Source organism: Paenibacillus sp. FSL H8-0034 (assembly GCF_038000305.1).
Taxonomy (GTDB): Bacteria; Bacillota; Bacilli; order Paenibacillales; family NBRC-103111; genus Paenibacillus_S.
This window is the reverse complement of record NZ_JBBOBS010000001.1, coordinates 3,824,788-3,849,645: the sequence shown is the minus strand read 5'-3', so window position 1 is coordinate 3,849,645 and position 24,858 is coordinate 3,824,788. Positions and strand designations below refer to the sequence as shown.

The 24,858-nt window shown below is 45.0% G+C and carries 20 protein-coding genes; 3 read left to right on the top strand and 17 right to left on the bottom strand.

The window, feature by feature from the left end:
- Positions 1-38: 38 nt before the first annotated feature.
- Entirely contained in the window at positions 39-287 is a 249-nt protein-coding gene (locus tag NST47_RS17530; RefSeq protein ID WP_076232981.1) for a YolD-like family protein, read from the bottom strand.
- A gap of 236 nt (positions 288-523) precedes the next feature.
- Between NST47_RS17530 and NST47_RS17525 the strand changes: the two genes are divergently transcribed.
- Positions 524-919: a DUF948 domain-containing protein gene (locus tag NST47_RS17525; protein WP_341156240.1), complete on the top strand. Its 396-nt coding sequence runs from the start codon at positions 524-526 to the stop codon at positions 917-919.
- 45 nt (positions 920-964) lie between these two features.
- Positions 965-1,120 carry a hypothetical protein gene (locus NST47_RS17520; protein ID WP_341156239.1) on the top strand — a complete coding sequence of 52 codons (156 nt, stop codon included), beginning with the start codon at positions 965-967 and terminating at the stop codon, positions 1,118-1,120.
- Between the two features lie 46 nt (positions 1,121-1,166).
- On the opposite strand, the gene NST47_RS17515 is transcribed toward NST47_RS17520, so the two are convergent.
- The 8 genes from NST47_RS17515 to NST47_RS17480 all read right to left on the bottom strand — a co-directional run bounded on the left by NST47_RS17515 (position 1,167) and on the right by NST47_RS17480 (position 12,584).
- Complete coding sequence (locus NST47_RS17515) at positions 1,167-1,778, bottom strand: ABC transporter ATP-binding protein (protein WP_341156238.1); 612 nt, start codon at positions 1,776-1,778, stop codon at positions 1,167-1,169.
- A complete protein-coding gene (locus NST47_RS17510) occupies positions 1,768-2,694 on the bottom strand; it encodes an ABC transporter ATP-binding protein (protein WP_341156237.1) in 927 nt (308 codons plus the stop codon). The genes NST47_RS17515 and NST47_RS17510 overlap by 11 nt, the downstream gene beginning before the upstream one ends.
- Positions 2,695-2,770: 76 nt before the next feature.
- Positions 2,771-3,634, bottom strand: a complete 864-nt coding sequence (locus tag NST47_RS17505) for an ABC transporter permease (RefSeq protein ID WP_341156236.1) — start codon at positions 3,632-3,634, stop codon at positions 2,771-2,773.
- The gene (locus tag NST47_RS17500; RefSeq protein ID WP_341156235.1) at positions 3,631-4,650 is read right to left on the bottom strand and encodes an ABC transporter permease; all 1,020 of its coding nucleotides are present in this window, start codon (positions 4,648-4,650) and stop codon (positions 3,631-3,633) included. The genes NST47_RS17505 and NST47_RS17500 overlap by 4 nt, the downstream gene beginning before the upstream one ends.
- Positions 4,638-6,194, bottom strand: coding sequence for an ABC transporter substrate-binding protein (locus NST47_RS17495; RefSeq protein WP_445667468.1), 1,557 nt, complete (start codon positions 6,192-6,194; stop codon positions 4,638-4,640). Before NST47_RS17495 ends, NST47_RS17500 begins: the two co-directional genes overlap by 13 nt.
- A 287-nt stretch (positions 6,195-6,481) precedes the next feature.
- On the bottom strand, positions 6,482-9,526 hold the full coding sequence (locus NST47_RS17490) for a type III restriction-modification system endonuclease (protein WP_341156234.1): 3,045 nt from the start codon (positions 9,524-9,526) through the stop codon (positions 6,482-6,484).
- Positions 9,527-9,541: 15 nt separating this feature from the next.
- A complete protein-coding gene (locus NST47_RS17485) occupies positions 9,542-11,404 on the bottom strand; it encodes a site-specific DNA-methyltransferase (protein WP_341156233.1) in 1,863 nt (620 codons plus the stop codon).
- Between the two features lie 181 nt (positions 11,405-11,585).
- A complete protein-coding gene (locus tag NST47_RS17480; protein ID WP_341156232.1) occupies positions 11,586-12,584 on the bottom strand; it encodes a globin-coupled sensor protein in 999 nt (332 codons plus the stop codon).
- Between the two features lie 210 nt (positions 12,585-12,794).
- Here NST47_RS17480 and NST47_RS17475 point away from each other — a divergent pair, with 210 nt between their 5' ends.
- Entirely contained in the window at positions 12,795-12,935 is a 141-nt protein-coding gene (locus NST47_RS17475; protein ID WP_179097526.1) for a hypothetical protein, read from the top strand.
- Positions 12,936-13,028: 93 nt separating this feature from the next.
- Here the strand turns inward: NST47_RS17475 and NST47_RS17470 are convergent, their stop codons facing one another.
- The 8 genes from NST47_RS17470 to isdC all read right to left on the bottom strand — a co-directional run bounded on the left by NST47_RS17470 (position 13,029) and on the right by isdC (position 24,629).
- Positions 13,029-14,195 (bottom strand): S-layer homology domain-containing protein, encoded by a 1,167-nt coding sequence (locus NST47_RS17470; protein WP_341156231.1) that lies wholly within the window; start codon positions 14,193-14,195, stop codon positions 13,029-13,031.
- An 18-nt stretch (positions 14,196-14,213) separates the two neighbouring features.
- Positions 14,214-15,005, bottom strand: coding sequence for a class B sortase (srtB, locus tag NST47_RS17465; RefSeq protein WP_341156230.1), 792 nt, complete (start codon positions 15,003-15,005; stop codon positions 14,214-14,216).
- Positions 15,006-15,047: 42 nt separating this feature from the next.
- The gene (locus tag NST47_RS17460) at positions 15,048-15,818 is read right to left on the bottom strand and encodes an ABC transporter ATP-binding protein (RefSeq protein ID WP_341156229.1); all 771 of its coding nucleotides are present in this window, start codon (positions 15,816-15,818) and stop codon (positions 15,048-15,050) included.
- Positions 15,808-16,791: a FecCD family ABC transporter permease gene (locus NST47_RS17455; RefSeq protein WP_341156228.1), complete on the bottom strand. Its 984-nt coding sequence runs from the start codon at positions 16,789-16,791 to the stop codon at positions 15,808-15,810. Before NST47_RS17455 ends, NST47_RS17460 begins: the two co-directional genes overlap by 11 nt.
- A gap of 40 nt (positions 16,792-16,831) precedes the next feature.
- Positions 16,832-17,719, bottom strand: coding sequence for a heme ABC transporter substrate-binding protein IsdE (isdE, locus tag NST47_RS17450; protein ID WP_341156227.1), 888 nt, complete (start codon positions 17,717-17,719; stop codon positions 16,832-16,834).
- Positions 17,720-17,843: 124 nt separating this feature from the next.
- Positions 17,844-22,916, bottom strand: a complete 5,073-nt coding sequence (locus NST47_RS17445; protein ID WP_341156226.1) for an NEAT domain-containing protein — start codon at positions 22,914-22,916, stop codon at positions 17,844-17,846.
- A 205-nt stretch (positions 22,917-23,121) separates the two neighbouring features.
- Positions 23,122-23,496 (bottom strand): hypothetical protein, encoded by a 375-nt coding sequence (locus tag NST47_RS17440; RefSeq protein WP_341156225.1) that lies wholly within the window; start codon positions 23,494-23,496, stop codon positions 23,122-23,124.
- 344 nt (positions 23,497-23,840) lie between these two features.
- The gene (gene isdC / locus NST47_RS17435; RefSeq protein WP_341156224.1) at positions 23,841-24,629 is read right to left on the bottom strand and encodes a heme uptake protein IsdC; all 789 of its coding nucleotides are present in this window, start codon (positions 24,627-24,629) and stop codon (positions 23,841-23,843) included.
- Positions 24,630-24,858: the final 229 nt, after the last annotated feature.

Sequence of the window (24,858 nt, the reverse complement as noted above, 5' to 3'; positions counted from 1 at the left end):
AAGGTTTTTTCAGCTTGGTTCACGATTCAGTTTACGACTCAATAACGGGGGTAATCCAACCTCATAACATCCAGAAAAGGAATCCATTTAAAGCCATCCTCCAGATTGACTCGTATTTGACGCTTTCTGGGATCCAACTCCACAATAATCCCTACAACAGGCTCCTCCACGCCCCAGACGGTTAGCATGACCTGCTCCTTATTATCCTTGGCCTCAACAATCTGGTTTCCCAGGTCCTCGAGCTCGAACTCATCGCGTGTCGGTCTTTTTTGCTTCGCTTTTGCCACTACTCACATCTCCTCATAGCCCTGCCCCTAATCACTCTATATTACAGAACACCAACTATGTTATCAATGTTAATTTTTTGTGGTCGATTCTGGTCGCATCCACTCGTTGTCAATAAAGCTGTGTCTGCTATGCTCAAATAAGTTCTCTCTGGAACTCGTTAACCTATGGATTAGCATCATACTCCGAATAAATAAGCCTGCCTGGACATAGTATAGGATTAAAAAGGAGTTGGACTATGGACAACAAAGAAAGGAGCACGGATATGGCTATTGATATTAGCGTGGTTGCGGCAAGTGCGGCTTTTGTGACTCTGACTTTTTATCTGATTCGCATATTGCAAAAAGGGATGACGTCGCTAGACGAAACCAACAGGACCTTGGCCGAGGTCCGAACAGCTGCCCATGATCTGACAGGAGAGGCCAAGCAGCTTATTCATACAGCCAACCAAATTTCCCGGGATGTAAAAGGCAAAATAAAAACGGTAGAGCCCCTGTTGGAATCGGCTCAGGATATGGGTGAAGCCCTGCACAGTGTAACCCATTCGGTTAAACAGGCTGCTGCCGTATTGGGAAATGAGCTGACACCCAAAAGTCAGGGTGCCAACAACAAGGTTCAAATTAAAGTCAGATAGTAAGAACGGAACATTGTAAAAAGCTGAACCAAACAGGAGGTTTCCATGATCCCTACGATTCTTGTTCAAGCTGCACTCATCATCATTATTATCCGTTCCTTATATGTAGTGATTCAAAAAGCAAATTTACCAAGCAAATTTTGGCTTGATATTTTGTTCCATATCTCTGTGGCCCTTATCGCTCTACATTTTTTGTTATAGTCGGAATCTGAGCTACGACTCCGGTGCATAAGAAAACGAGTGCAGCTTATTCACCGGATTTCCCTTGCCAATGAATGACGCGTGTACACAGCCTTTGAATCAGACTGGGCTCATGACTGATCATCAGGATACCCAGATTGCGACGCTCAGCAATGTCCATCACCGTATGCCAGATTTGCGCCTGCGTGATGGCGTCGAGCATCGTAGTCATCTCATCCGCGATCAAAAACCGCGTCTGCGGCCCCAAGGCTCTCGCCACACAAAATCGCTGAAGCTCGCCACCGGACAGCTCATTAGGCCAACGATCCAGCCACTCCTCCTCAATACCGAGCATGTGCAAAAATGCCGAATCTGGCAGCCAGCCCTCCCTAATCGTCTGACGCATGCGCCAACGCGGATTAACAGCCTTCTCCGGATGCTGGAATACCAGCTGTACTGGCTGAATACCGCTTGCTGCAAGCGGAGCTCCATCACAGGTGACAGTTCCGGTCTGCGGTTTATCATAGCCGGCAAGCAGACGGGCAAGCGTCGTCTTACCGCTGCCGCTCGGTCCGACAAGACCGACCACTTCGCCCTGCTTGATGCTGATGTCAATATCTTTGACAATCCAATCTCCCCGCCCATAGCGAAACCCAAGATTTTTCCCCTCAAGAAGCATGAATGCACCTCACTGAACCACCGCGAATATGATGTGTCTCCGGTCGCAGACGACTGCACTCATCAGATGCATGCTCACATCGCGGAGCAAATAGACATCCATCCGGCAAAGCCCCTGCAAGCGGTTGTGAACCGGGAATCGGTTTAAATTCATTTTGCGGAAGTGACTTCCATAACGCCTGTGTGTAAGGATGTCTAAGCTGCTCGCCATTCCCGCTAAAATCTGCTGCAAGAGCCATCTCCATGATCGTCCCTGCGTACAATACCGCCACTTTATCCGCTACCTGCAAAGCCGATTCGATATCATGCGTAATTAACAGAATACCGCAGCCTTCGTCGGCAAGCTCTCTAAACTGGCGTAGTGTTTCCTGGGCAACATCCTGATGAAGCCCCGGTGTCGGCTCGTCTGCTATGATCAATCGGGCACCGCTAATCACAGCTGTGGATAGCAGTACCCGTCGCGCCATGCCGCCAGAGATTTGAAACGGGTACATCCGTTCTACATCTTCTGCTAATTGATAACGGGCGAACACTTTTCTTTGTGCATCCAACGACAACGACTGCTGATCCACTGATGAACGCACCTGCTCTCCCACCCGCATAAGAGGATCAAGATAATTAACAGACTGTGGGACCAAAGCGATTTCCTTTCCTCGTAGGGCCACCTGCCTGGCAGCGTCCAACGGCTCTCCCTTATAGCGAAGTGTACCCGTCACACTCGCATTTCCAGGAAGAATACCCATGATCGCATGAGCGAGCAAGCTTTTGCCAGAACCGCTGGAACCAACAACTGCAACGATTTCTCCTTCTCCAATCGAAAGCTGCAATTCATGAATGACCTCGGTCGTACGTTGGCGTAAAATGCTTGTATAGCGGGTAAAAGCAATACTTAATTGGTCAATTTCAAGCAGTGCCAAACGTGACACCTCCTAAAAGTTTTCGTAGAAAACTTACTTCACAAGTTTTATCTCGCTCCCTATAAAGGATTCCTACTTACTCCTGCGATTGGCGTGGGTCCACGAGTACACGTAATTGCTCGCCCACCCTATCAAACGAACGGACAACCAGCAGTAAACAGATACCAGGGAAAAATGCCAGCCACCACATGCCAGTCGACAAATAGCGCATGGATTCGGATAAAATGATACCTATAGCCGGCTGATGCGGCGATAGACCCAATCCGATAAAGGTAACTGCCGCTTCATGCAGAATAGCATGTGGGAACAGCAGCAATAATCCGACGAGCAGCTGCGGAAGCAAATGCGGGAATATATGACGAGAGGCAACCCACAGCCGTGACCTGCCAAGCTTACGAGAGATCCGTACATACTCGGCTGACCGAAGCTGCAGTACCTCCGCACGAATAATACGCGCAAGGCTCGGCCAATGCGTGAAGGCAATTCCGATAATAATCCCCTTCATGCCACCACCAAATACGAAAGCAATCAGAATAAGCGAGACCAAGTGCGGTACACTTAAAAACAGATCAATCAACCAAGAGACAATCGCGTCCGCAGTCCTTCCCATTGCAGCCGTCAGCCCGAGTATGGCGGCAATCAAACAGCTGCTTGCAGAAGCAATAAAACCAACTTGAATACTGATACCAAGCCCCATGACCGTTCGTGAGAACATATCTCTACCCAACCAGTCTGTGCCGAACAAATGAGCGAATGATGGCGACAGGTTTCTGTTTTCCAAATGTGTATCCAATACTGTCGAGTCTACCAAATAGCCGCCAAGCCAGGCGGTCAAAATAAACAAAGAGACGATTCCACTGTAAATAAACGAACGCTTTCTGCGATTCATACGAATTTTAACAGGTGCACGGGATGTTGTGTCACTCCATGATCGACTCATCGGTTCCCTCCTGCTGCAAGCCTTGGATCCACTAACCGATAGATCAGATCTGCCACCGCATTACCGGTAAATACGAATAATGAGCTGCATAACACCATGCCAAGCAGCAGCGGAACATCACCCCGCAGACCAGCTTCAACAGTCGCTTGTCCCAGCCCCGGATATGCAAATACTTGCTCTGCGAGGACAGCACCTCCAAACAGCTCACTAAAAGAGGTGAATTGTAAGGAAATCGCAGGAAGTGCGACATTTCGTAGTCCATGTCTCCAGAACAAACGAAAACCCGACTCCCCTCTCGCTCTTGCAAAAAGCACGTAGTCGCTCGCCAACACCTCATTCAGCTTTTGCCGTGTATGTAGAGCAATATTGGAAATGCCAACCACACTTAAGGTCAATGCCGGTAAAATCATATGCTGAACTCTATCAGCGAAAGTAACATCTTCGGCCAGCACACCTGCAGGCACACCCAGACCAACCGGAAACCATCCGAGCCAAACTGCAAAAACAATCAATAGCAATAACCCTAGCCAAAACGTTGGGGTAGATGCCAAGGTATAACAGTACCATTTGATCAGCCTGTCTATCCACTTATCCTTGTTCATAGCCGCAACTATGCCCGCGACAAATCCGATCACTCCTGACAACAGCCACGATACGCCCATGAGTGCTACCGAGTTCATAAACCTTTCCCCGATGACTTCAACTACCGGAATCCGGTGGATCATCGATGTGCCCAGATCACCATGCAGCAGCGCCGAGCCCCAGCGTAGAAACCGCTCTGCAGGAGGCTTATCCAACCCCCAATATTCGGCAATCAGCAGCCGCTGTTCAGGGCTTACCTTCATCGCATCAGCGCCCACATAAGCTTGTATAGGATCAATAGGCGATTGCTCAACAAGCCAAAACGAGATCACACTGACAGCGAACAAAAGGGATAAAAGCCGAATCGCCTTTCGTCCCCAAAATGCTGCCGTACGGTTCTGCAGAATCCAACCCTGCTTCTCTATTCCTTCCATCTCCAATCCTCAATGTTATCAGTCACAGGCCAACCATGTCCGTGGGGATGAATCTTTTGCTTGCCAATATCAAGCTTATCCTTCACCAGGTACAAATGGTCGATGTTTACGAGCCATGCCCAGGAAGCGTCTCCTTTGGCGCTTGAGCCAGTTTTACCATCCCACTGCGACTTTTTCCAGTTATCCCACGCCGCTTCTTCCGTTCTTGCCAGCATCGCTTTATTCATCCATTCATCTACGGTCGGGTTGCTGTAATAACCTGTATTGTAATAATCGGCACCTTTATATTTACTGCTGTACAAATTATACATTTCCAAAGGATCATGACTTCCCCAGCCGAACATTACAGCGTTTGAATACATCATTTTTCCAAGGTCATCCCAGCTCTTACCTTCAACATTGATTTTGATCCCAATTGGCTTGATCATATCAGCGGCTGCCAGTGCAAGTGATTGGCGGGAAACATCACCTGAAGGATACACCAGTGAAAATTGTGCTTTTAAAGCACCTTTTTCCAATATGCCATCCCCGTCGGTATCCTTCCAACCTCCATCTGCTAACAGTTTTTTCGCCTCATTCACATTAGCATCAGCGAATACGGTTTCCGGGTTCCACCAAGGTAAGCCATCATTCACTGTATAAGCGGGTGAACCATAGCCTTCGAGTACACCTGTAACGAGTGCTTTTCTGTCCAAGGCAACATTAATTGCTTTACGAATGGATAGATCTGCCGTCACGTCATTACCAACGGGTATGCCTTCCTTCGTTTTTTGTCCGGATTTAACATAAGGAAACATAATGCCGCGGTTATCTACGGTTTTTAGCGCTTCAAGACGCATACCCTCAATCTTTTGCTTGCTAAAAGCTGATGGGATATAGGATACATCCACTTTTCCTGCCTTTGCAGCCGCAAACGAAGCGTCTTCATTTAGAAACAAAAATGTTAATTTTTTAAAAAAGGGCTTCTTCCCGTAATATTCAGAGTTCGCCTCAACAATGACCTGCTGCCCTTTGTCCCATTGAACCAGCTTAAAAGGACCTGAGCCTACCGGATGGCTTGCGTAATCCTTGCTGTATGCATGCTTGGGCACAATGCCTGTTGAAACAAGCAAGGTAATGAAAGTTGACTGTGGTTCTTTAAGCTTGAATGTGACGGTGGCTTCATCCGTAGCCTTAACACTTTCCATATTGGTTAAATCGATGGCTGTACCGTTTTTGGCAGCAGTTTCAAAAGTAAATTGAACGTCTTCAGCCGTTAGCGGCTTGCCATCTGAAAATTTGATGTCCTTGCGCAGCTTGATCGTCCACGTTTTGCCGTCACTGCTTACTTCGTATCCGGTAGCCAGATCATTTTCAATTTTCATTTCGCTATTTCTATTAAGCAGTGTGCTTTGGAACAATGGCGATCCGTACCTTCCCCAGCCTGTCGTAGGGTCGAATCCGCCTTCTGGCTCCGCACCAACGGATAAAACGAGTTGATCCTTAGCATTGCTTGTCGGGTTGGCGGCCTTTTCTTTGGTATTGGACATACACCCGGATACCATCATGCAGCCAGCAAGCAGTACCATCCCCAACCACTTACTTGTCTTCAGTTTCAAATCAAACACTCCTTGTCCTTGTTGTTCTTTATATGTATCGTGTTACGAACTTCATAAATTGTAACACACTTTTTGAAATAAGGGCACTCTTTTTTCAGTCAAAGCTCACATAAACTCACGGTGTTCCTCACATAGAAAAACATCTCACGTCCTGATACAGGTGGATGAGATGTTAGTTATATGATAGTATTCAATTTTTGTTGTTTAAGCTGTCGTTATTTTATAAGCTTTTCTTATCTAATGAGCTCCAGCAGCATCTCATAATGATCAACAACCTCATACTTAAAGTGCGTGGTATTAATCTTCTCAAAATGTTTTCGGGCACATTGGATCTTGGCATTCTCTGTCCCTCTGATGTCCATGGAGCTCATGGAACCCTTGGTCTCGGCTACCAGGTACATCACCTTCGACAACTCTTTGTTAAACACGATCGCCCAATCCGGATTGTAATCGCCAACAGGCGTTGGTATGAAAAAACCCTTAGGCAGCTTGGCAAAGACGCATACTTCCTTGCTGACATCCAGCTCTTGGGCAAACTTTTTTTCAATCTCCGAATCAGTAACGATATAATCATAAATGTGACGATTGACTGACATTGCATTGAGACCAGCTTGTCCGCTCTTTGGATTCATCGTGAAGATAGCGGAATCAAAGGTTTCATTTACTACATCGTACGTAATTTGTTTAATAATTGCTGTCGCTTTTTGTTCATTGATCAGCCTTGATGCCCGGATTATAAACGCCTCTGGATTTTTTCTGAACAACAGAAACGTCTCAGGCTGGATACCCCTTATCATGTTAACGATCGTTTTCCGGGTCAGCCTTGTTTCGTTAACCAGCTTACCGATCAGATCATATTTAACCTTTGACGCAGCGCGGGGTTCAACCGTTTGTGTGTAGGTTTCGTGAAGCTCAAAGCCCTCGCCTATCTGCAGCTGCTCTTTGGTGCGAATCGCTCCTAGTCCGCCATGCTCAACCCGGTAATAGGCCTCAGGAACAGTAAGCTTTGTATCCAATTCATACACACATTGCTGAACAAGCTCTGCCGAATCAAAATTTACCGTATACGTGGTCTTATATCGAATTCGATTCCATAGCTCCTGAAACTCTGGTGTATAGAAATTAGGACTCAGCTGCAATTGTTTGATATTGTTTGTGCGATCATTGTTGATCCAATCAGCCGGGAGATCTGAATAAATCGTTGCCACCCAATCCATAACAGCTTGCCGGTAGGCATGAAACTCTTCCGGAAGCACAACATGATTATTCGCTGCAGCCTCATAATAATCATGGGTAAGCTCGTCGTCATCATTGATGTAGTTACTTCTGATGAATGATTTGTTCAGCTTTTTGGCAAGTGATTCATCAATTTGCAGGGTTTCACCAAGATCATTAATCAATAAATGACCGAGGAAAAATGTAACATCTGCTTTCTGCGGCCTGTCCGACAGGATTGAAGCAATTTCACTCTGGAGCTGCCGGGCAAACGAATCGTACGATTCACTGGCGACAATTGTCAATACATTAATATCATGAACATCGATCCCTGGCATCGAAGCATCTATACGATCACCATATTGGTTGACGCACAGCCTCAAGCCCCGGCCAACCTCCTGACGTTTTTTCATCATGGAATCACTGTGCTTTAATGTGCATATTTGAAACACATTCGGATTATCCCAGCCTTCCTTGAGCGCCGAGTGAGAAAAAATAAACCGGGTCGGTTCCTTGAAACTGAGAAGCCTTTCCTTATCCTTCATAATGAGGTCATAGGCATCAGCATCATCCGAATCGGTTTCTCTAGCCGCTACCTTGGAATCGACGAACCTGCTGCTTTTTTTATCAATCGAAAAGTAGCCTTTATGCGTCTGCTGCACCTGAATGCTGTCAAGATATTGGATATATAGCTGCTGTTCGGTATGTTTAACCTCATCACTCATGACGTTAGCATATTCCTCTTCAAAAATGCGCATATAAGCGCCACTGACTTCCTTACCATCCGAGTCATACTGACGATACTTGGCAACCTCATCGATAAAAAACAAAGACAGCACCTTAATTCCCTGATGAAACAGCACCCGTTCCTTTTCAAAATGGGATTTGATCGTTTCACGGATCTGGATTCTTCTGAAGCTCAATTCATCGATATCTCCCAGAACCTCTCCTGCGGACAGAGTTATCCCGTTCGTAAAGCTAATTGTGCTGCGGACTCCGTTGATCTCGGTTAGGGTGTATCCTTTGTAAACTTCAAGGTTGTTGGACAGTCGGTAAAGATCATCGCCAGCCTTCATCCTGCGAGTTACCCGCTTCGAGCCGGTTTTGGTTTTCTGTTCCAACTCTATCCTCACAGCGGGTGCCTGCTTGTGACTCAGATCCAGACCTTCCACATACAAATAAGCTTCAGTTCCAGCCATACCTTTAACAGAAATGCCTTTGACGTTGATTTTTTTGACGAGCTTTCTGTTATAAGCATCCAACGCATCCAAACGATAGATTTTGTTAAATTCCTGATCCTTCCGATGCGTTGCCGAATATCTCACCGTAAACAGCGGCTTAAATTCCTTCAACCCTTCCTTTGTCTTTTCCCCTTCGACTGATTGCGGCTCGTCGATGATCAGTATCGGATGGGTTGAGGCTATAACGTCTATCGGTCTCCTGGATTGGAACTCGTCGAGCTCCATATGAATTCTTCTCGCATCCTTCCCCCTTGCAGCGAAAGCTTGCGAATTAATAATCATCACATTGATACCGGGATCACTCGCAAAGCTTTCGATTTGGTGAAGCTGCCTGGAGTTGTATATAAAATAGCGGGCTTTTTTCCCGTACTCAGCCATAAAATGATCTTCCGTAAGCTGGAATGTTTTAAATACACCCTCGCGAATCGCTATCGAGGGAATGACGATAATGAACTTGCTCCAGCCATACTTTTTATTAAGCTCAAACATCGATTTGATGTAGGTATACGTTTTACCTGTACCCGTCTCCATCTCAATCGTCAGATTGTATTGACCTTCAAGCTTACCTGAGGGCTTGAGACCACGATGAATCTGCACTTTTTGGATATTGGCCAGAACCTGCGGAGGCATCAGCTCGATCTGATTATTTTTAATTCCTGTATGCGGGGTAGCTTGGGTCTCCCACATCATCTGCTCGATCGCAGGCTGTTTTCCCGGATCCAAGGTAAATCGGGACACAACGCTCGGCTGTCCATCAAAACAGTCTACCACACACTGTACAGCATCCGTCTGGAATTGCTGATGTTTGAACTTAAGCTTCACGCTTCACTCACCTGCCTATATGACTTTAATCTCGGTGCCCGCGGATAGAGATTTGAACATTTCCTCGACATGAATGCGATCGGCATCACTTGCAAACGAGCTGTCGCGAAATACGGCCCGAATTGGCTTCTCTTTTGCAATTTCCTTCATCACGTTCCGTGTAATCCGTTCCTCAAAACAGCAGACGAGCGAATTTCCAGCGACCACATACACCTGCCTACCCTCGATCTCCTTGATTACTATTGGCAAAGACAGCTCCAGTCCCAATTCAAGCATCACCTGAATCAGCAAATCCTCGTTTGAACGATCTTCCTTGATATTGGATTCCAGCTCAAGCACAAACTGCTGTTCCAACTGCTCCGGTACGTAATAAACCTCTTTCATATTGGAAGAATCGATCCGATATACACGAAATCCATAATCGATTTCAGCAGCGGTTTCCACTTTAATTTTACGGGCAGCTCTACGTATTCGTTCTTTCCCAATGTCACATATCGTCTCATAGCCAGCACGCCGAGCCTCGCTGCGCTCCGCACAAGGTTCCGGGAGCTGCACCAAAATATATTTGCGATTTCCCCCATCCTCTGCATTCAGCTGCATGACCGCATCCGCTGTTGAGGCCGAACCCGAGAAAAAATCAAGTACGATATCGTTATCGATCGTTCCCGTTTTCAACAAAATTTTTAGCAAAGAGGTAGGCTTGGGAAACTCGAACGTGTCTTTGTCAAAAAGTGCCTTCAATTCTTTGGCCGAATCGAATGAGAATCCTCCATTTTCAATAATGGTAGGCAGCGTTACTCCGTCTCTAACCTCCGACAAATATCTTTTCAAATAAGGCGCACCTGAATTTTCTCTAAAACCAATTCTCCCGTCAGCCAGCAGCTCATCCATTTTTTCTTTATTATACAGCCAGCACTTGTTAGCCGGTGGCATAAAGCCCTCTCCGGTCTGCGGATGGAGAATGGGATATATACAGCTTTCTACAAGTCTTCCGCCCTTGCCGTTCGCACTTAAATCCGAAGCGACCCACCGCCCCCTGGGATCATGGTCCGGATTGCGATATCTGGCATTCAGTTCCTCGGAACGAGGCTGCAGGTATAATTGCACCTGACTCGCATTTTTGGCATACACGACGATATATTCATGATTTCTACCGATAATCCGATCATTGGGAGGTGTCGCTCGACGTTTCCATACAAGCTGTTCAATAAAATTCATTTCACCGAATAGTTCATCGCACACCTTTTTCAAATTGTCCACTTCATGATCATCTACCGATATAAAGATTACACCCTGCTCATTTAACAAATTTCTGGCAAGCTTTAATCTTGGATAAATCATCGTAAGCCAGTCGCTATGGAATCTTCCGTTAGATTCTGTATTGTGAAAATACCGAAGCCCTTCATCATTAACTTGACCAGATGCCTCGGCATACTGCTCGACAGTCTGGCTGTAATCATCTCTATAAATAAAATCGTTTCCTGTATTATAAGGAGGATCTATATATATGCACTTGATTTTGTTCAAATACGATTCCTGCAGGAGCTTCAATACATCCAGATTGTCACCCTCGATATACATATTATGGGTATTGTTCCAATTTGAACTATCCGCTTGAATCGGACGAAGTGTTTTCTCAACCGGTTGATTGGCCTGAAAAATTGCCTCTTTCTTACCAGGCCAGGTTAGCTGATAACGCTCTTTGTCGCCTTCAACAATGTGGGGGGACAGCTCCTGTTTTAACAGATCAAAATCTATCACACGTCTAAGCCTGCCATCTTCACCCTTGACTTCAGTCATGACATTCGGAAACAGTTGTGCGATGGCATTCGTATTTATTTGTTCCGTACCTTGTGACTTCATCGGAAGCTTATCCATAGTTACCCTCCTCGCTTGTATAATATAACAAAAGCTTATTATTGAAATCTTCTCGAAGTCATAATGATACATTCTTGTATAATGTAGCTTTCCTTGCGAGATAAAAATAGTTTAGCTTCGCTGAAAACCAATAATCCTTATCTCTAAAAAAAAGCCAGCCTGTGAAGGTTGGCTTGTTTCATTATATCCCATTCTCCAGCTCAAGTGTGACCGCTTCGATCATATTGACAAACGAGTTTAATTCCTCGGATACCGCCGCCTGATCGCGCGCCTGAGCCGACGTTTGCTGGGTATCGTGCATCACTTCATTTAACACTGTGGATATATCCTCCAAGGTCCCTTTAATCAAATCCAGCGAGTCCTTGGAATGTGCTGCAAGCTTGCGAATCTCATTGGCCACTACGCCAAACCCTTTTCCATGGTCCCCGGCATGAGCTGCCTCGATAGCGGCGTTAAGCCCGAGCAAATGAGTCTGATCGGAAACCTCCTGAAGCAAGTTGCCTACCGAATGAATTTCGCCAATTTTAACCTGAAGCTGCTCAACCTTATTCAATGCATGATCTTGAATCTCTGCACTCAAATTAGCCGAGTTCGATACGGACAAGCTGCTTTCGCTCAGCTCTACGATCATCGTTGCAAGCTCCTGGACTGCCTTATTCACCTTAACAATTGTTGCTTGCCTATCGTTGGATAATTCTTGTATTTTCTGCTTTTCATCAGCTTCATAAGCTTCCAGGACGAGCTGGGAATCAAAGTTAAACATCTTGGAGAGGGACAATATGATCTGCATCCAATTGTTAGGAGCGACGATTTTAAAATTACTCACAGCAATATCGAGATAAAGCATATAAGTGCCCAAATACCAGTCGGTCGTTAATCCAATACGGGAGTGAATCTTACCAATATGTATTCTTTTCTCAATGAATTCTGTATCAATAACCCCGTCCACCATCGATAAAAAGTACCATCTCTGCGTTTGCTTGAGACGCTCAATCGTACTGTTGGCATTAATTATTTTAACTAGCTCCGGTTGTTGATTCACTTGATCATACAGCTTATCGACGACAATTTCGACAATTGCCTGAAAATGTTCATTTTGACTTTTCAAAAAAGTCAAGTCGTTCTCTGTGATACCCGTATAGGCAAGCTGTTTCCTTCTTCTCTCGTCAACGTGAATCATGCACATACCTCCTGAAATCATGAAAGACCCTTTCAACTTACACTAGTATATAAGATTTACTAGAGCGGATGCAATCTAGATTTGAAAATGTTCCCAGCATCGACAGTGAAAATAATTGTTTGAATGTTCTGAATATAGATTAAATAATATAATCAGGACATCAACCACGACAAATCGTCATATAGTTATGGCAAGGGAGGTGTGAGAACAATGCTAAATGAAGATGCATTATTCACTGTTGTGACAGAAGATCAAACGTATCTTTTTGAAACAGAAGAAGAATTTTACAATTTTATGTCAGATACCAACTCACTGCTTTCCATTAATCGGATCGAAAAACACGAAAATTAAATCAACCCGAACAAAAGCCATGTTTTTCTACAATATGTAGAAATCATGGCTTTTTTAGTACCTGCTGAACAGATGTTGGATACTTAAGGGGATTTATTTTAGCTTGCTGAGTGCTAACAAGAGTGTAACAGCTTCTGCACGGGTTGCTCCTGCGTTGGGTGCATACAGATTATTGCCCCGTCCGCTAATAATTCCTTTGCTGGACGCGGCTGCCACTTCGGCATATGCCCATTGTGGAATATCTCCTTCATCGGCGAAACTCAGCTTCTGGCTGGTATCACGCTGCAATCCGAGCGCACGAACGATCATAACAGCAATCTCCGAGCGAACAATATTACGGTTAGGTCGAAACGTATTATCCTCATAGCTGCCGATAATGCCCGCCCCAACAGCCTGCTCCAGATAAGAACGGGACCACTCTGGAATTTGGGTGCGATCCGAGAAAGCCAGCTCCGCTTTTTTCCCTTCCAGCTTGAGAGCACGGCCGAGCAGCACCGCAAACTCGGCTCGGCTGATCTCCCCATCAGGATGGAATGATCCATCCTCATAGCCGCTCACAATCCCCTGGGCAACCGCCTGTTCGATCGCAGTCTGAGCCCAATGGCCGTTAATATCGCTTAAAGCTGGTTTAGTCACAGCTTGCTCACTATCCTTTGCTTTTACGTTGGTATCAACAACTGGCTTCTGCTCAACAGGAGCTGAGCCTGCAGGAGTATCTGCTTTAGATGAAGGACCGGAGCTCCCTTCAATCAGCTTGGCGCTGTCTTTGTCAATGGAAATCTCAATGTCGTATTCATGAAAATAGTTGACCTCTGCCCAATCGATTTTTACCCATGCCTTCAGCTTTTTGGAAAAATCAGTAACCTCGAATCTCACATCTCTTGTATTCTTAGCTTCATTCGTTCCAACAATCTCGGCATCTTTCAGCGTCCCGTTATGCTCGACTTTGAATGCGGTGATTTGTTTTCCCTGCTTCAACGTCACCGTCATGTAATATTTACCGCCAGCGACTGTTAAGGTTCCTGGTGTTATCACATAATCCTGCATCACTGATGCCTGTTCCGTACCAAATTTCTTAATCATATAAGAGATCGTATAGCTGCCGTCTTTTATCACGCTTGCACTTGCACCCGTACCGACCTCAGCAGCAAATGCTTTATCGTACGAAATCGAATCGGGCAAGCCCGCAACAGGTAGTGCCATCGCCAACAGCGATGCCAAACACATCCCACACATAACCTTTTTAATTGAATGACTCATCGTTAACACTCCTCAAAACTAATGAATGGTTCGTTCTCTCAGCACACCATGAATGACTAGCCGACCCTCGACATCATCCAGTGTATAATCACAGGTAGATAAAGTAAGAATCGGTTCCGGCTCGTTCAATACAATATCCGTTTTGTGTATCGATTTGTTCTGAACGCTGTGCAAAAATGACAAGTAATCGGCATCGTCTGAAAAAGCTGTTTCAATATAATTGAAATCGGTCGTCGTATAATAGAAGGAAAAAATTTCGACATCATAGCTTTTGTACAACGTATCGTAACGAAATATACGATGATTCTCAAAAAAATCACGGTCTCCATATGCCTTCAGAGCCCCAAACATCGAGCCGTTTTTCATCCGATGTCCATACAATATGGTGTTCATGTCATTTGCCATTATGGTATTGCGATAATCCATAAAGATGCTGCCTGATCTGGAAGCTTCTTTTTTATAGTTGCGATCCAGGTAATAATCGTTGTCCTGTGCCTGAACGATCGGATCATCGACCGATGTACCCGCTATGTTTAACCAACCCACGATATCCGTATTCACAGCAAGCAATCCACGAAAAGCAGGACGAACCCCGGGAACAGACAGATCCTTCGTGGCTGCTTCAATACGAATATCCTCCATTGTTTCGTGGTTTGTAACGACTGGCTGGTAGTAAATTTGTCTGGCCTGTGCAGCCCGCTCTTCTTGCTGCTGATAACCGAGAAAGATACGACCCAGTGCGAACAGGCAAAAAACAAACATGCCTAAACTCAGCACAGTCAGTACCCTGTGAACACTCACGGTTCTCATCAAGACATAAACCGATTTGTACATATTTCCAGCGCCACCTTCTTAAATGCCCAGCGGTACCATATACAACCCGGCATCTTTGTCCTCTCTGACAATGACATCGACTCCGTAGATTTGCTTGATCGTTTCCACGGAAATCACCTCGGCTGGCGAACCTTTCGCCACAATTTGTCCATCCTGCATCACGATGATGCTGTCACTATAACGGATTGCTTGGTTAATATCATGCAGCACCATGACAATCGTCAGTCCATAATCTACATTCAGACTTTTAATTAAATTCAAAACCTCAAATTGGTAATAAATATCCATATAGGTCGTTGGCTCATCGAGAAACAAAAAAGGTGTGCTCTGCGCAAGCGACATCGCAATCCAAACTCGCTGCCTTTCTCCACCTGATAATTGATCAATGGTCAAATTCTTCTTGGCTAACAGGTTTGTGCGGGTCAGCGCCTGCAAGACTGCCTCTGTATCCTCATCTGAATGGGGAGCAAACATGCTTTTATGCGGCAGGCGTCCAAAACCGACAAGCTTCTCAATGGTTAAATCCGATGGAGCATCGTTGTGTTGATGTACGACCGCAAGTTTTCTGGCAAGCTCCTTGGGTTTGTACGTGTTAATGAACTTGCCATCCAAAATCACATTCCCGCTGCGGGGCTTATGGTTGTTGGACATGATGCCAAGAAGCGTCGACTTGCCGCATCCATTCGTGCCGATAATCGTTGTGATTTTCCCGATCTCGATGCTGCTGCTCACGGATTTCAGATGATCGTTTTTTTTGTCATAAGAAAATGTGACCTCTTTAATGTCCATGAGTCTGCCCACTCTTTCTCAGTAAAAATATTAAAAAAGGTCCACCAATTACCGTCATAATTATAGAAGCTGGAACCTCCGAAGGTGCCAAAATGGTACGCCCAAGCGTGTCGGCTGACAAAATAAGAAGTGCACCCGCCAGCGCCGAAAAAGGAATCAGCAGCTTATGGTCAGAGCCTACCAATATTCTGGCGATATGTGGAATTAACAAGCCTACAAAGGCGATTAAACCGCCAATGGCTGTTGCGACAGCTGCAAGCATCACCGCTACGATCGAAATCAGCAGACGGGCTTTTGTTACATTAAGGCCAAGATTCTGGGCGGATTTGTCCTGCAGCGACAGCAGGTTGCACCAGGAATAGAGCAGCATCGCAAACACAAGTCCGATTGAACCATAGATGACCATGATTTGCACATCGCCCCATGTTTTCATCGCAAATACCGAAGTGGTCGCTTGATTAATGCTCGTAACGGCATAGCTGCCTCTGTAATTGAACGACTGTCCCAGGCCCGTAAAGGTTGCATTGACCGCAATACCGACCAGAATGATTCGAATCGGGGTTAAACCCGATTTCCAGGACAGGGAATACACAAGAAAACAGGCGATAGCCCCTCCTATAAAGGCAGCCAAAGGCAGCCAAAAAAAGAACTGTGGGAACAGAGTTACAAACAGCAGCGACAGAACACCCGCTCCGGAGGAAATCCCGATAACACCGGCATCGGCTAAGGGGCTTCGCATCACTGACTGCAGCAGCACACCGGATACAGCAAGGGCTGCGCCTACGAATATGGCAATAATAATTCGTGGCAGCCGCAAATCTTTAATGATTTGTACACTTTTATTTGTTCCACTGAACAAGCCCTGTATAAGCTCCAAGCTCCCTACCTTGATACTACCGGTAGTTGCTGATATAAGGGCAGCTGCCACAAGTAAAATAATGACGATAATCATACTCAACCATGCTTTGTTCATTTCAAACTTCCTTTATAGGCAAAATCGAATACGTTCATATTCATGGGTACAGCATCGGCATCAAGGCGTCCAGAGCCTGGACAGCAGCTAAATTACCGGTAGTACCAAATAATTCCTCGGGCAGATCGTACACCCTGTTCGTCTGTACAGCTGAAAAATGCTTCCAAATATCATTTTTCTTAAATTCCTTGTCAAACATGATGACCACTTCCTCCGGCAGCCCGTGAGCAGCACGTAAAATGACATCGGGGTTGGCCTTCTGCAAATATTCCGTGTTCGAAGCAAGATACTCAACCTTCTCACCCTGAACAATATTATTACCTCCTGCAAGCTTGACAAGATCCCCGATATAGGAATTTTCCGTAGCAACCAGGTAGCTGCCTGGAACACCCAGCAATATGAGAACGGAAGGCTGCTTCTTACCCTCAGTTTGTTTCTTGATGGCAGCAAGCTTGTCATTAAACTTCGCTATTATCGCGTCAGCTTGCGGCTTGCGATCATATTTATTTCCAAGCGCCTGAATTGCACTATTCATTTTGTCAACGCTGGTCAAATCCATAAAGTTCGCCCCGACACCGGCATTTTTAAACACAGGCGCCAAATCATACTCGAGTGTCGTGACCGACAGCACGTCTGTAGGATCAAGCGATTTGACGACCTCCATATTGGGACTCATCGGATTGCCAACCTGTGTTACACCTTCATACCGTTTCGGCAAGCTTTTGTAGCTCTTGGGTATGCCCACCAGATCAATGCCGAGCGCATCCATCATTTCTGTTGCCGCCACGGTTGTCGCAATAACGCGATAGGGTGCTGATGAGCTCTTGGCATCAGGGGACACTGCCTCCTGTACAACATCATTTGTGGAACAGCCTGCAGTTATTGTCAATACAAGAGCGATTAATGCTGCGCTTATTCTTGTACGCATTCCAGTTCTTGTCTCCTTTGCCACTGTAGAAAGGTCATCAACCCGCCTACAGTTTAAAATTCACGAGGACACCGGATTTCCGGCATCCCCGTTTGCTTGCTATTCGCTTTCCAACATGTACGACTTACTTGGCATGATCCAGCATCGCTAGAATCAGTGTAACAGCTTCCGCTCTTGTCGCTTGTTCCTGCGGAGCGAAAATGTTGTTATCTCTGCCGTTAATAATTCCTTTCTTGGCTGCAGCCGCAACCGGGGCGGATGCCCAGTCCGGAATTTGCAGTACATCTGCAAATGTTGGTACTTCATGGGTATCAAGCGGGAGCTTTAATGCCCTTGCAACCATGACCGCGATTTCTGAGCGTGTAATTTTCCGATCAGCACGGAATGTCCGGTCCTCATAGCTGCTGATAATTCCAGCTGCTACCGCTTGTTCCAAGTAAGGCTTCGCCCATACTGGGATGTTATTGTTATCGGCAAAGTTAAGTTCTGTACCGATACCCTCCAGCTTAAGTGCACGCCCAATCATGACAGTAAACTCGGCGCGACTGATCTCACCGTTAGGACGGAAGCTTCCATCCTCGTAACCGTTGACGATGCCAAGTGATAAGGCACGCTCTACGGACGCCTTGGCCCAATGATTCTCAAGATCACCAAAGCTGGAACCGGAAGCTGGCAGTGTACCACCGTTCGGGTCAGTAACAGCTTGATCCGGCTGTGCACTTACCTTGTTGCCAAGTGCCTCGATATCGAACACAAGATCGATATCTTCCAGTTCAACCTTTTTCTCTAATATCGGCATATAGCCATCTTCGAACTTTTGAGCCTCATCGACTTTGTCCTGGTGCTTCTGCAGCTCTTCCTCTGTATAAGGCACAATGAGACTAAGCTGAGCATGGATAGGTGCAGTCAAATCTTTTGGTTCAAAGCTGACGACGCGTGTGTCCGCGGATTCGTCCTTACTTAAAACCACTGCCGCTTGCAGTACTTTTTGCATCGTTGTTTCGGTACCGGATTTGTTAGCAACAGCTTGCTCTTCCTCTACCTTGAAATCGTCCACCAGCTTATGCTTGGTTATCGTCAGATTAATGCTTTTCTTGTCGCCCTTAACAACGAGCTTGGCAGGATATGCTACTACATCGCTGTACTTGGATTCAAGGCTGTTTTTGTACTGCAGCATTTTGTAATCCAGATCATATTCTCCATCTTTCAGTGATGCGACAGCCGCACCTGCTCCGCCACCAAGCACTGTATCTGCACTAACCTTCGTCATGCTTGATTTATCAAAAGCAATATCTACATCATACTCGTGAAAATAGCTCATTTCCGCCCAGTCAATTTTCACCCAACCTTTGAGCTTCGATGACAAGTCCTTCACTTCGAACTGTACAACCCGGGTATTGTTGACATCATCCCTGCTGATCACAGTAGCATCAATCAATGAACCACCGCTATCCGTCTTAAACGAAGTAATCTCCTTGCTCTGTTTGAGCGTGAATGAAAAATATTGCTTGCCATCCTGAACGGTCAATAGCCCTGGAGTGATTACGTAATCCTGCATCACTGAACGTTGATCGGTTTCATATTTTAAAATCTTGTAGTTTACCGTATATTTACCGTCGACGATCGTGTTCGGCTGGGTAATACCACCGCCACCGCCGCCACCGCCTGTGCTGCCCGTTCCTCCTGTACCGCCAGTACCGCCAGTACCGGTACCTGGATTAACCGGATCCGGTGTAATCGCGCTTACTGGAGAAACACTGCTGAACTGCAGCTTATAGGTTGTTTCCGTCCCATCCGCAGCCGCCAGTGTGAGAGCATATATAGCAGTCAAATCATCAACTTCCAGCTGTAGGCTAGTCGTTGCCTCATTCGCCAACACTTTCACTATACCTGACTGTTTGGCTGCATATTGCGGTGTAATCTCTTTCTTAAAGGTTCCATCCGCGTTGTATTGTGTAATTTTTTTGGCGGTTACACCGCTTTTTAATGTAAAGGTTGCTGTTTTCTTACCATTCTGTACTTTCAGGCTGCCCGCATTTTCCACATAATTGCCTATCGGGGCTGCCCCAGGATTATCTGAGGTAGCAGAGAATCCGAAGCTGTATTGACCATCCTTAACTGGTTTCGTCAAATCGATTGTAATGCCCGTGATCCCGATTTCTACATCGTATTCATGGTCATAGAGGAAGGTCGGTGTTACCTGCCAGTAGATTTTGACCCATCCGTCCAACCGTTTGGTCAAATCAGCCACTTCGAATTGTACAACTCTTGTATTTTTCGTTGCATCACTACTCACCACTGCCGCTTCAGTCAGTGCTCCATTCTGTTTCGTTTTGAAGCTGATTATTTCAGCGCTTTGCTTCAGTTCGAACGACGCGATTGCTTTACCGCCTTGAACCGTCAGCTTACCGCTGTTCTTGTCTACATAGTCGTACATAACGGAAGCCTCATCGGTCCCTTTTTTATAAATCTTATAGCTCAACTGGTAATCCCCATCCGGCAAAGTTCCCGATACGTTAATGACCAACGCTTGGAACTGGTCGAATGCACTTTGCAGCGCAGTTTTGGCATCATTCAGCTGCTGCTGTGTTGCCGTCAAATTGGCCGCTACAGCCTTGGCTTGTTGAATCGCTGCCAGCAGCGCACTTTTGGAGCCTGCCGGATATTGACCACCCGCACTTCCCTCAATGGCTGCGTCATGTGCTTCCTGAACGCTGGCAATCAGAGAATTCAGCGCGCTTGCTGCTGGTGCATCGCTAAACCCAATCTCGACATCGTACTCATTGTCATACAAAAAGGTTGGATTTACTTGCCAATAAATTTTAACCCAGCCGTTTAATCTCTTAGTCAAGTCTTTATTGACTTCGAATTTAATCAAACGTGTGTTGTTAACAGGATCAATACTCACGATTTCCGTTTCCGCCAAAACGCCAGCATTCTCGGTCTTAAACGATTTGATTTCTTCACTTTGCTTTAAAACAAATGAAACATACCTTTTATCACCGGCAACGGTTAATTTCCCGCTGGTTTTATCTACATAGTCGTACATCACAGAGTTTTCATTGGTGCCTTTTTTGTAAATCGTAAAGTTAATCGGATAGTCACCATCTGCTAATTCTGCAGGTGTAGCGACAACCGACAATTTGAATTTAGCCAAAGCTTGCTGCAAAGCGAGCAATGCTGTTGCCGTCTGCGCTTGTGTACCCGAAATGTTGGAAGCTTCAGCACTTGCAGCATCAATGGCTGTTTGTATAGCAGCTTTAGCAACTGCCGGATACTTACCAGGCTCTGTACCTGCTAACGCTGTTCTATTAAAGGTGGAAGCTTCTGTTACAGCTTGCGATAGCGCACTATTATCCACATTGTTAAAGTTCAAACGAATACTATGGGTTTGATCATAATTTTGTGCTGGTACTACTGCACGCACCTTAGCGTCCAGAAGCGCGGACAAATTATCTGCCTTGAATTTGACTATCCTCGTATTATTCGCTGCGTCCGCACTCACAAGAGTCGTTTCCACGAATTCATCGTTTTGCTTAATCTTGAATTCCGGTACCGTCTTACTGTCCTTAATCGTTACGATGGCATAGACAGAGCCGTCTTCCTCGGTTGTTAAGGTGGCCGGGTTCATAAAATAGCTCCCTACAGTCGAAAAGGCGTTATTGGTTGCATGAACGGCTGAGAAATAAATTGTATGCACAGCGCTGGTCTTGAACGCATCGACTGCTGTTTGCAGATCTGATGTAGCTTTTAAGATTTGCGGTCTTTGAGCTGCTAGGTTGTTTCCGACGAGTTCAGCAATCCCGATGGCCTGCTGCAGCTTGGTTTTGGCACTAGCCGGATATTGCCCCATTGCAGTGCCTATCACTGCTGAGTTGCTTAACTGCTTAGCAGCTGTGATAGAAGCATTTAGAGATGTAAGCAAGTCGGCATTGTAACTGATATAGACATTTTTAGTAACGCTGTTAACGGTGTAGTTCAACCAGGTAAAGCCTTGCCATAGTGTATCATTGGCAGCACCACTTCTAGAATAGACTTGATAAGTTCTATTTTGTGGATCAGAACTTTTATTTACTAAATTTACAGTATAAATATTGCTTAATGCAGTGCCGAACAACCCTGCATCGAGAGGCGTTGGTATTTTTGCAGATGGTTCATTCGCAGGATTTACAAAAGTAATGTTAGAATAGCTTTTAAAATAAGGAGATGTCTGAACAGCCTTATTTCCCACCATTTCCATCATGGTTACTGTTTGCTTAAATTCATTGGAATAAACTGAACGAGTAGCTGTTGCACTGAGCGAGTCGAGAACGATTATACCCGCTGTTACAGCCTTGTATTGCGAATTATTTACTCTATCAATAGCTAATTTTAGGGCATCATATGCATCGGTTACATTTTTGGTGGTAGCACTGATATCATTTACAACATTTGTAGAGTCTATAATATTGCGATAAAGTAAAGTATTAGCTCCATTAAGAGTAGTAGCCAAAAATGATTTTTCGTATTCGTTGTCGGATACAACGTTCCCTGCTCCCCCTTCCGTTGATCCAAACAATTTCGTAACTGCGACATCAAAAAGCGATTGGGCTTGTATAATCAATTGCTTCAAGCTTTCCTTGTCAACAACGTCTCCGGTAGATGTCGTCTCCAGTTTGCTGATATCCAATTCCAATCCCACGTTATACCAATAGTTATACGTGGGGTTCAGATTAAAAATATTTTCCTTGTCATCGATATGCATTAAAATATCCTGTACTTTCCCGATATCCTCAACATCGACCTGTACAATGATGTTGTTAACATCACTGGCCTGCTTAGTTGTTACGGGTTGATAGCCTTCCATACCGGTAACTACGGGTACTTTACCCGTCTCTTCTTTGATAACTGCCTTATCCTTACCTGCAATACGCGAACCAAAGTACGCAAAAGTGGTGTAGTCCGTCTTCTTAATCTCATGCTCTAGCTTCGCCTTGCCATTACTCACAATCAATTTGCCTGTGTCCTTGATCATAAAGTAGTTAGCTGCCGAGGTTTCCGACGTACCGTTCTTGACGTATCGGTAGGAAATCGGGTATTCACCATCAGCAACTGTAGTCGCAGCTTTCGCCACCGAAACGGGTCCTATATGTATTGTAGACAGCAATAATACGAAGGCAATCAGCATCGCCATTGTTTTCTTAAATAGTTTAGTCAATTCAATTACTCCCCTTAAGTCGTTCTACATATCTCTTGCTCTTACCGGCATAAACGAGAAAAAATACAATTTTCAAAATGGATCGAAATTTCAACGTAACTTAGTGTAACTGGATAACATCATAAGTAAAGAACGGCTTCAATACTTGCAAGCCATTCTTTACCCCTTACATGGTTACAGCTATTGATTAGCTAACGTACTAGTCTTACAACCATTGAATAAATAAGTCAATATCTCCACTATGAGGACCAGCATTAACTCCAAGCTTCACAGGCAGATTCTCAGTGAAATCAGCAACAGTAAACGTGAAAGAAATGACACCGGATACTGATGTATCAGGAGTAAGTGTTACATAACCAGAACCGCTATCTACCTTTAAGCCAGTAACAACAGAGCTGTCATAGGAGACTTTAACTGATGATCCGGTAATAACTGCGTCCGAAGTGAACGAATTAGCATGAGACGAAGGATTTAATGATGAATCCAAAAATTGATAGTTGGAAGCAGCAGCGAAAGCAGGAACAGCCAGAGCAAACACCAGTACGAACAGAGCTAGCATCGATACAACGGATTTTTTCATGGATCTCATCATTAGTAAACACTCCCTTAGATAATTTGGTTTAATTTGTAATTTGCTACAAATGAACGACGGCAACTGTTATTCTTGCTTTCAAATGAATTTCCCTCTTCGATCCCCCTTTCCTGAATGCAATTATGGATGCCACAGAAAAGTAAGTTTAAAGATAATGATAATCATTATCAACAATGATGTAAAAAAAAACTTCTGCGACTGAGGTACTTGATTACCGCGTTATAAGCAGGCACCTCTTTTACTCAATTCGTCGATAACGTGTACAGCGTCCATCGACATCCCAATTTTATACATAAATAAAATATTATGTCAATCATTAATTTTTTATTGATTTACTTGCCGGATCTTCTTGTTTTTACTGTATAACCTAGATATAAGGCTGACAATAACAGCATTACAGTCAGTAAAGCAACCGGAGCCGTATCTCCAGTCTGCGGATTTGCAGTTTTACTCGGAGAGGCTGTCGAGTTGCCGGCTTCTGCACTTTTATTGGACGATTCCTTCGCTGAAGCCTCGACCGCTGGTGACTTTGGTGCCGGAGTCACTGCCTTGGATGGAGCGGTAGTGCTTGCGCTGGGCACAGCTGCTGCAGGATTGCTTTGGGGAGATGCTGTTGAGGCCGAAGTGGCCGGAGCTTCCGCCTTGGGGGCTGCTGAACTGTCCGCTGCTACACTTTTAATGCTTTTTTCGTCCACCAAAAAACGAATCGTATAATCATGGTCATAATCGATGGATTCAACAGTGACATGAATTTTTGAAATAATCGGCTTGGACAAATCGGTAACTTGAAAACGGGTGACTCTCTTGTCTTCAGCACTGTCACTGCTAATGATTTTCGCATCTGTAAAGCTCGTATTGTTCTGCACCTTAAACTGAGTCACCCATTTGCTGTGATTGATAGTAAGCTGCATTTCGATCTGGCCATTTTTCACAAATACAGTTGCAGGCTTTTCGAAATAATCATTTGCCATCGATGCGGAATCATTCTCCGCTTTGGTTACTGTGTAATTTAACGTGTACGTACCATCCGCCAATGCAGCCTCCGCTTTAGGCAGACTAAACAACATCAACATACTGAGAACTGTAAAGCATACAATTTGCAATCGCCAACTTGTTTTCACAATCTAATCTCCTTCTCGATAATAAAACTTAATAAATACTCACTTTTGGCTGTAGATGGCTATAGATTCAATTCAATGATACCGATAATCATTATCAATGTAAACATAAAAAAATAACCAAAAATCGGTTTACCAGTTTTTGAATTTATGGCATCAGCCCCCTTATGTACTCATATGTTCACAATATGATACCAGTGGAAAAATAATACAAATTTGATGATAGCTTACT

What these genes read in the sequence shown, in the direction of transcription:
- NST47_RS17525 (WP_341156240.1), top strand. Translation starts at nt 524, where the DNA reads ATGGACAACAAAGAAAGGAGCACGGATATGGCTATTGATATTAGCGTG.
- NST47_RS17520 (WP_341156239.1), top strand. Translation starts at nt 965, where the DNA reads ATGATCCCTACGATTCTTGTTCAAGCTGCACTCATCATCATTATTATC.
- NST47_RS17515 (WP_341156238.1), bottom strand. Translation starts at nt 1,778, where the DNA reads ATGCTTCTTGAGGGGAAAAATCTTGGGTTTCGCTATGGGCGGGGAGAT.
- NST47_RS17505 (WP_341156236.1), bottom strand. Translation starts at nt 3,634, where the DNA reads ATGAGTCGATCATGGAGTGACACAACATCCCGTGCACCTGTTAAAATT.
- NST47_RS17500 (WP_341156235.1), bottom strand. Translation starts at nt 4,650, where the DNA reads ATGGAAGGAATAGAGAAGCAGGGTTGGATTCTGCAGAACCGTACGGCA.
- NST47_RS17495 (WP_445667468.1), bottom strand. Translation starts at nt 6,194, where the DNA reads ATGGTATCCGGGTGTATGTCCAATACCAAAGAAAAGGCCGCCAACCCG.
- NST47_RS17485 (WP_341156233.1), bottom strand. Translation starts at nt 11,404, where the DNA reads ATGGATAAGCTTCCGATGAAGTCACAAGGTACGGAACAAATAAATACG.
- NST47_RS17480 (WP_341156232.1), bottom strand. Translation starts at nt 12,584, where the DNA reads ATGATTCACGTTGACGAGAGAAGAAGGAAACAGCTTGCCTATACGGGT.
- NST47_RS17475 (WP_179097526.1), top strand. Translation starts at nt 12,795, where the DNA reads ATGCTAAATGAAGATGCATTATTCACTGTTGTGACAGAAGATCAAACG.
- NST47_RS17470 (WP_341156231.1), bottom strand. Translation starts at nt 14,195, where the DNA reads ATGAGTCATTCAATTAAAAAGGTTATGTGTGGGATGTGTTTGGCATCG.
- srtB (WP_341156230.1), bottom strand. Translation starts at nt 15,005, where the DNA reads ATGAGAACCGTGAGTGTTCACAGGGTACTGACTGTGCTGAGTTTAGGC.
- NST47_RS17460 (WP_341156229.1), bottom strand. Translation starts at nt 15,818, where the DNA reads ATGGACATTAAAGAGGTCACATTTTCTTATGACAAAAAAAACGATCAT.
- NST47_RS17455 (WP_341156228.1), bottom strand. Translation starts at nt 16,791, where the DNA reads ATGAACAAAGCATGGTTGAGTATGATTATCGTCATTATTTTACTTGTG.
- isdE (WP_341156227.1), bottom strand. Translation starts at nt 17,719, where the DNA reads ATGCGTACAAGAATAAGCGCAGCATTAATCGCTCTTGTATTGACAATA.
- NST47_RS17440 (WP_341156225.1), bottom strand. Translation starts at nt 23,496, where the DNA reads ATGAAAAAATCCGTTGTATCGATGCTAGCTCTGTTCGTACTGGTGTTT.